Source organism: Meiothermus sp., assembly GCF_025060375.1.
Classification (GTDB): domain Bacteria; phylum Deinococcota; class Deinococci; order Deinococcales; family Thermaceae; genus Meiothermus.
Window position 1 is genome coordinate 53,948 of the sequence record NZ_JANXCG010000027.1, and the last position, 7,166, is coordinate 61,113.

Sequence of the window (7,166 nt, forward strand, 5' to 3'; positions counted from 1 at the left end):
ATTATGCTCCAGGGATCTGGGCTTGGGGTTCCACCCGGGCCCGCAGGGGGCGGTACTGGAAGAGGTAGAACTCAAGGGCCAGCACCAGGGCCGCGGCCAGGGCCAGCCAGGGGGCCAGCCCAAGGCGCAGGCCAGGGGGTAGGGGGAGGTTGGGAACCGGCCGGGGGAGCAGGGTTTCCTCGGGCAGTAACAGGCCACTGCGTTGTTCGCCCAGGGGGGCCACCAGATTGTAGAGGAGCACGGGGAAGGCCGGGAGGTCTTTTAGGCGGTCCAGGGGCGGCAGGTAGACCCCGCTGGGGTGGTACCAGGCCAGGGCGACGTCCTCCTCGCTCCATGCCAGGGGTCGCCAGCCGGGCGATGAAGGGGGCGGGGGTATTTGCAAGGTGTAGCCGACCAGCTCAACCCCGCGCAGGTAGGGGAGGGTGCGCTCAGCGTCAAAGACGGCGGCCTGCCCTCGGGCTTCCTGGGCGAAGAAGACGGTGAAGCGGGTGGGTTCCCGGCCGGGGGTGCCCTGGGCGAAGACCACCTCTGCGGGGTTGCCGCGGACCGTTCCCAGCAGTTCCAGAAGGCGGTCCAGGGCGGGCGATGGGGGGCTTTCCACCCGGACCCGCCGGCGGCTGAAGCGGGCCTGGTCGTCTAGGGCAAGCGCGTCCTGGACGACCAGCCGCGCGCTGGGGGTGGCGGAGGCTACCTCGAGGCCAGCGAATCCGCGCGCCGGGACCTCCAGCGGGTAGCGCCGCCCGTCCACCTCTACCTCGCCCCGCCAAACCCCAGGCCCGGCGTTGGCCACCGCCACGAACCCCGGCCCAATGGCGCTGATGCCCACGTTGAAGCCGTTGCCGGCCACGTTGAGGTACCCGTCGGCTCCCTGGGGAGGGGGCTTGTCGCTGATGACCAGGGTGCGGGCTTCGGGCAGCAGCGCCCTTCCTCGGGCCAGCGCCTCATCCAGCCGAGCGCTGTGAGGTTTGGGCTGAACCTGCTCCAAAGCCCCCACCAGGCTGCGCCCAGGGGCGGGTCCGAAGGTCTGGGGGGGGTGGTCGGCGGCGACCAAAACCGCGCGGGGGGCGGATGTTAGGTACCTTTGGGCCAGGCTCTTGGCCCGCTCCATGCGGCTTGGGAGGAGGTCGGTAGCGGCCATGGAGGCCGAGGTGTCCAGCACCACCACCAGCGGGCCGGGCCGCTGGAGCCTGGCCTCCGGTCCAGCGAGGGCCAGTAGGGTCAGCAGGGCCGCCAGGAGCAGCAAAACGAGCCTCAAGTCGAGCCGCCGGCGGGCTCGGCCCTTGCGCTGGGCCTTTTGCCAGAGCCAAAGCCCAGCCACCCTGCGCTCCAGCGGGCGTCTGCGCCGGTACCACCACCAGACAAGCCCCAGCGCCAAAGGGGCAAGGGCGAGAATCCATGGGGAGGCAAAGACGAGCTGCACCCTGACCTACCAGCGCACCTCGTAGAAGCCTCGGCTCAGCCGGCGATGGCCCTCCACCACCGTGTACGAAAGCCCCGGGCCAAAGCGCTGGGCTGCGCGCTCGAGGAAGCCCGACAGGGCCCGGCTCAGCCTGCGCTCAAATCCGCCGGCCTGGCCGATTGCTTGGGGCAGCAGGCCGGCCAGCAGGGCCGCTTGCTCACGCATCAGCGCACCCTGGTTGCTGTAGGTAAAACCGATGGCGTTGGTTGGCACCCGTACCCGAAAGCGCCGAAAGTCTGGGTCGCGGCCCCATGGGGGGTTGCCCACGGCCTCGAGGGCGCTTTTGCTGGTGGCTAGGGTGAGCCGGTTGGGCTCGAGCCTGTAGTAGAAGACCCCTGCCAGGCCCACCTCCACTGCCTTGAATCCCCCCACGCTGCCCAGGGTCCTAAAGCCCCCCTGCCCCTCGGGTGTGGAGAAAGCCGCCAGCCCTCTGAATAACGCCGTCAGGTTGGCCTCGGCCAGGTTGGGGTCTTTTACTTCCCAGTAGATGAGGGTGTGGCCCAGCAAACCCTCGCCCCGCCCGTCGGGGGCGGGTGGGGGTCCCTTGACGCTGACCAAGGCATAGCGGGCGCCGAAGGCGCTGAGGTCTAGCTCCAGCGGCACGTTTAGCTCACCCAGCAAGCCCTTCAGGTAAGCGGTGAACCGACCTAGGTCAAAGACTCCGGTGGTCACCGAGTAGCCCTGAGGTAGCTCAGCTGGGTCGTAGGGGCGCTCTTTGGGGAGGAGCAGCCCGGCTAGTCTGGGGTCCAGGCTGGGGTTGAGCTCGAGCCGGGTCTCCTCGGTGTAGCCACCTGGAGTGAGCCGAAGGCTGTAGCTGAAGCGCCCCAGTGTGCGGAGGGCCCTGCTGGTCATAGGGGGTAGGCCCAGGTTTTGGGCCAGTTCCTGGGACAGGCTGGCCCAGAACACGATGTCCCCCTGTGCAGGGGCCTGTAGGCCCCGCCGGTTCTGCAGGAAGAGCTGGGCGTGCTTGGGGCTGGCCGCAAAGAAAAGCTCGCGGCTGAGGCCGATCTGCACATCCCTGTCTCCCCCCACCTGCCAGCCACCCACCGGGCGCAGGCCCCGGGCCTCCTTGCGCAGGGCCTCCAGGGCCGCGGGGCTGGGGCGTCCCAGCACGAAGAAGCCATCGGGGTAGGCTGCCGCCACCAATCCCCCCGCGGCCAGACCCAAAAGGTCTGTTGCCTGGCCCGCCTGCTGCCGCAATTCCTGGCCGAGAAGGGCCTCCATCCCGCTCGCCTTCCAGTCGGAAGCAAAGCCCCGCAAGTATGGGCTGCCGCGCAGGTCGGCCAGGTAGAAGCCAGCCACCGCTCCCTGGGGCGCCAGCGCAACGAGGTTTTGGGCCAGAGCCGGGCCAAGCAACAGCAGTACAAAAAACATCAGGCGAGCCATGTGTCCCATGATACCCGCCTGAGTCAGGCCTAGATGCTAGACCACCTTCGCAAGGCAACGCTTAAAGGGCCTCCCCGTTGTAGGTCACGGTCACGTTATTGCAGCCGTTGTACTGCACCAGAAGTCTGTTGCCTCGGGTGTCTTCCAGGCTCCAGCTTCCGCCCACAAAGGTTTCCTTGCAGGTGTTGCTGAACTTGAGGTTAGTGGCTTTGCCCCTCAGCCGGTACCACTTGGTTGTGGTGCGGTAATCCAGCGCGCCCTCGTAGTTGAGGGTGCCTGCGGCAAAGGGCGTTTGGGCGTTGTCGGGGGCATAGGTGGCGGTGTAGTTGTAGGCGGTGCTAAACCGCTTGCCGTCGCCGTAGATTTCAAGATTGAAGTTGTAGCGAATCGCGTAGTTGGGGTTGTTGCGGGTTACGTCCACGTCGAGATCCAGTTTGATACCCGACTCGTTGGGCTTGCCGGTATTGAAGGTGAGCTCGTACTGGTCGGTGTCGAGGGTGTAGCCGCTGGTAGGGTTGTTGTCGTCTTTGTCCCTCAGCAGAATGTTTCTCCTGAGCCGGGTGTCGCCCACCGTGCAATCCACCTGGTAGCGGGCCTCACGCGGAATCTTGTCGTTGTCCAGGTCTTGCTGCTGGTTTCTAGGAGGGGTTTCGCTGGCGGTACAGTTGAGAGACTGGGGTTCGAGCCCCGAAGCCAGGAGGATATTCGCTACCGGAGAGGGCAGGCTCAGGTTCCCCACCCGGTTGGTAGTGACCAACCCCGAAGGACTGGCGATGGATGCAACCAGATATTTATTGCTGGCCTCCAGGGCAACCTTGAGGTTTTGTGCATCCGATTGGCTAAGGGGTTCGGTGGTGGGCTGTTGTTGGCCGCAGGCTGCTAGAAGCCCCATAAGTCCTACGCTCAGCACGCTCAATAGCGGACGAGATTGGCCCATGGTTCCTCCTTGGGGCAAAAGCCCAGTAGAATGATAGTTCTATCATTCTAACTCTTCAACCCAAAGTCTAAAATCTTAGCGTTACGTTAAGTTCTAAGGTAAGGTGATGCATGAACGCCCAGGTCAAACCCCAACGCAAGCGCCGCGATGGCCAGGCCACGCGGGAGCGGCTTATTCAAGCCACGGTTGAAATCCTGAGCCGGGAGGGCCTGGGGGCTGTTTCGACGGCTCGAGTGGCCCGCGATGCGGGGATTGTGCAGTCGGGGTTTTACGCGCACTTTGCCAGCCTCGAGGAATGCGTGGTGGTGGCCGCCGAACACATCGGTCAGCGCATTCGGGATTCCATTCGAGAAGGTCTTTCCCTGCTGCGCGAGCAAGGGGTGGGCGATTTTGAACTGGTTCTGTCGCTGTACCGACGGCTGCTGACCGAGGTGGAGGCCCAGTGGCAGTTTGTTGAACTATTGCTGCGCTACTTCCGCGAACCCACGCCCCTAGGGCGTACCCTGTTTTCTATTCAACAGAGCATTCGAGATGAACTAACCCAACACCTGGTGGCCATTCTGAAGCCCTTGGATATCCCAGACGGGGGCCGACCAGAAGCCGCTTTCTTGGCCGACCTGATGGTGAGCATGCTGCTCAGCTCGGTTCAGAGCCTGCGCTGGGAGCCCTCTTTGAACAAGGAACTGGTGCTCTACCTGCTTACCGTTGAGACCCTGAGCATGGTTGCTCGCACCTACGACTGGATGACTGAAAAGGGTTACTGGCCCAAAACGACCGAAGGCTGAACCTGGCCCGAAGCCAAAAGCTCCTCTTTGAGAAAGGGGGTGGCTAGGCCTCGGTCCTGCGCTCAGCGATGATTTTCTGGGCGAGCGATGGGGGGACCTCGGCATAGTGAGAGAACTCAAGGCTGTAGGCCCCCGTGCCCTGGGTCAGCCCCGAAAGGGTACGGCTGTACTCCAGCACCTCGGCCAGGGGTACCTCGGCGCTGATGACCGCCAGGGCTCCTTCCTGGTCCATGCCCAGGATGCGTCCCCGCCGGGCCTGCAGGTCGGAGAGGATGTCGCCCACCCGCTCTTGGGGGACGAACACCTTTAGGGTGTAGATGGGTTCCAGCAGGGTGGGGCTGGCCTGGGCCACCACGTTCTTGAAGGCAAGCTGGGCGGCGAGCTGGAAGGCCAGGTCGGAGCTGTCCACCTCGTGGTGGGAGCCGTTGTACACCACCGCCCGGAAGCCGATGACCGGGTAGCCGGCCAGGGGTCCGCTCTTGGCCGCCTCCTTGATGCCCGCCTCCACTGCCTCCATGTACTTGGTGGGAATCACCCCGCCGCTAATCTCCCAGACGAACTCGTAGTCCTCGTGAGGCTCCAGCCGCAGCCACACATCCCCGTACTGGCCGTGCCCCCCGGTTTGCTTTTTATGTTTGCCCTGGCCTTCAGCTTTTTTTCGGATGGTCTCCCGGTAGGGCACCTTGGGTGGCCGGGCGGTTACCCTGACCCCGTAGTCGGCCAGTCGCTCGAGGGCGGTCTCGAGGTGCAGCTCACCCATCCCCCAAAGGAGCTGCTCCCCGGTCTCGGGGTTGCGCTCAAACCTCAGGCTAGGGTCTTCCTCCAGAAGCTTGCGCAACGCATCGCCGAGCTTGGCCTCGTCGCCGCGGCCTTCCGGGAAGATGGCCCGCATCACTACCGGGTCGGGTAGGCGGGCACTGGGGAAGCTTGGGCGCTCCCCTTGCCACAACTCCATGCCCTTATGCAGGCCGTCGGCTTTGGGGAGGGCCAGGATGGTGCCCGCTTCAGCCGCCTCCAGCTCCACCAGGTCTTTGCCGCGCGCTGTGTAGAGGTGGGCCAGCCGTACCGTTCCGTTGTCGGACTGTAGGGCGTCTCCAGGTTGGAGGCGCCCGCGGTAGAGCCGGGCGAAGGCCACCTGCCCCATAAAGGGGTCTACCTGCACCCTAAAGACCTTGGCTGCTGGGGGGCCTTCTCCCCAGCGCTCTTCGGGGGAGGGGAGGGCTTCTAAGAAGAGGTCTAGGAGCATGTCCAGACCAATTAGAGCCCCTGCCGAGCCGATGGCCACCGGGTATACCTGGCCCTTCCGCACCGCCTCGTGGAAGGCCCTCGAGAGGGCCACGTCCTCTACCTCGCCGCCTTCCAGGTACTTTTCCAAAAGCCCCTCGTCGGTTTCGATGATGGCCTCTCGCGCTTCATTGCGGTACTTTTCCACCAGGGCCTGCTGAGCCTCAGGAATGCTGGCCGTCACCGGGCGGCCCTTCTCGTAACGAAAGGCCCGGTCGTGCAGCACATCAATTAGGCCCACCCACTGGCCGTTCTCGTAGAGGGGCAGGTGGGCGGGGAGGATGGGCCCCAAGGTGGCCCGCAGGTCCTCCAGCAGGGCCAGGAAGTCCCCTCCTTTTTCCAGCTTGGTCACCACCACCATCCGGGGTAGCGAAAGCCGCTCGGCCACCGTCCAGGCCCGTTCGGTGCCAATCTGCACCCCCATCTCGGCCGAGACCGCCACCACCGCAGCATCGGCGGCCTCCATGGCCCCGCGAATCTCCCCCACAAAGTCGGCGTAGCCCGGGGCGTCCAGCAGGTAGATGCGGTGCCCTTGGTACACCAAGGGCAACACCGCGGTGCGCACCGAGAACCGGTGAGCCTTCTCCTCTGGGGTGTAGTCGGAGGTGGTGGTGCCCTCTTCCACCCTGCCCATGCGCTCCTTGCCCCCGGTGAAGAAGAGCAGGGCCTCGCCGAGGGTAGTTTTGCCGCTACCGCTGTGCCCCACGAGGGCGACAGTGCGAATCATAACTGACCTCCTTTGGTGGTTTTAGTATAAGCCTCGAGTGGGGCCCGCTCGCAGGCTCATCTGCCTGCTATGCTGGAAAGGTGCGGAGGTTGCTCTTTTGGGTGGGGTTCCTGGGCGCGGCACTGGCCCAGAACAAGGTTACCTTCACCTACGACCCGCCTTACGGCCTCGAGGTTCGCTCGGTAAGCCTGCGGGGCAGCTTCAATGGCTGGGCCGAGCAGCCCATGCAGAAGACCCCGGAGGGCACCTGGCAGGTTACGCTGGAGCTTCCCCCCGGCAAGGTGGTCTACAAGTTCTTCATCAACGGGCAGTGGCCCCGCGACATGTGCGAGGATGCGACCTTCGGCACCCCTCAGGTGGACCTCGAGGCTCAGGCCTGTGAGGACGACGGGCAGGGGGGCAGAAACGCCGTGCGGGTGGTGGGGCAGGTAGCGGAGCTACACCTGCCAGAGAACCCCGGGCTCGAGCACGACCCCACCAACCCCCGCTTCCTCTCCATCGCCGCCCAGAGGCTCTCGTTGCGGCTCTGGGCCGAGCGGCCCCTGCGCAGGGCCACCCTCTGGGCCGAGAGGCCCTACCCCATGCACC

At 65.1% G+C, this 7,166-nt stretch carries 6 protein-coding genes; 2 read left to right on the forward strand and 4 right to left on the reverse strand.

The window, feature by feature from the left end:
* Nucleotide 1: 1 nt before the first annotated feature.
* Genes NZ849_RS03660 through NZ849_RS03670 form a run of 3 tightly spaced genes read right to left on the reverse strand, consistent with a single transcriptional unit; the run spans nt 2 to nt 3,782 of the window.
* Nucleotides 2-1,420, reverse strand: coding sequence for a VWA domain-containing protein (locus NZ849_RS03660; RefSeq protein WP_295387278.1), 1,419 nt, complete (start codon nt 1,418-1,420; stop codon nt 2-4).
* A 6-nt stretch (nt 1,421-1,426) separates the two neighbouring features.
* Nucleotides 1,427-2,854 carry a hypothetical protein gene (locus NZ849_RS03665; RefSeq protein ID WP_295404212.1) on the reverse strand — a complete coding sequence of 476 codons (1,428 nt, stop codon included), beginning with the start codon at nt 2,852-2,854 and terminating at the stop codon, nt 1,427-1,429.
* A gap of 52 nt (nt 2,855-2,906) precedes the next feature.
* Nucleotides 2,907-3,782 (reverse strand): hypothetical protein, encoded by an 876-nt coding sequence (locus NZ849_RS03670; RefSeq protein ID WP_295404215.1) that lies wholly within the window; start codon nt 3,780-3,782, stop codon nt 2,907-2,909.
* 110 nt (nt 3,783-3,892) lie between these two features.
* Between NZ849_RS03670 and NZ849_RS03675 the strand changes: the two genes are divergently transcribed.
* A complete protein-coding gene (locus NZ849_RS03675) occupies nt 3,893-4,567 on the forward strand; it encodes a TetR/AcrR family transcriptional regulator (RefSeq protein WP_295404218.1) in 675 nt (224 codons plus the stop codon).
* A gap of 43 nt (nt 4,568-4,610) precedes the next feature.
* Here NZ849_RS03675 and NZ849_RS03680 read toward each other — a convergent pair whose 3' ends face one another.
* Nucleotides 4,611-6,578, reverse strand: coding sequence for an elongation factor G (locus NZ849_RS03680; RefSeq protein ID WP_295404221.1), 1,968 nt, complete (start codon nt 6,576-6,578; stop codon nt 4,611-4,613).
* An 80-nt stretch (nt 6,579-6,658) separates the two neighbouring features.
* Between NZ849_RS03680 and NZ849_RS03685 the strand changes: the two genes are divergently transcribed.
* Nucleotides 6,659-7,166 (forward strand): glycogen-binding domain-containing protein (locus NZ849_RS03685; RefSeq protein WP_295404224.1); only part of this gene is annotated, 508 nt, incomplete at its 3' end.

What these genes read in the sequence shown, in the direction of transcription:
- NZ849_RS03665 (WP_295404212.1), bottom strand. Translation starts at nt 2,854, where the DNA reads ATGGGACACATGGCTCGCCTGATGTTTTTTGTACTGCTGTTGCTTGGC.
- NZ849_RS03670 (WP_295404215.1), bottom strand. Translation starts at nt 3,782, where the DNA reads ATGGGCCAATCTCGTCCGCTATTGAGCGTGCTGAGCGTAGGACTTATG.
- NZ849_RS03675 (WP_295404218.1), top strand. Translation starts at nt 3,893, where the DNA reads ATGAACGCCCAGGTCAAACCCCAACGCAAGCGCCGCGATGGCCAGGCC.
- NZ849_RS03680 (WP_295404221.1), bottom strand. Translation starts at nt 6,578, where the DNA reads ATGATTCGCACTGTCGCCCTCGTGGGGCACAGCGGTAGCGGCAAAACT.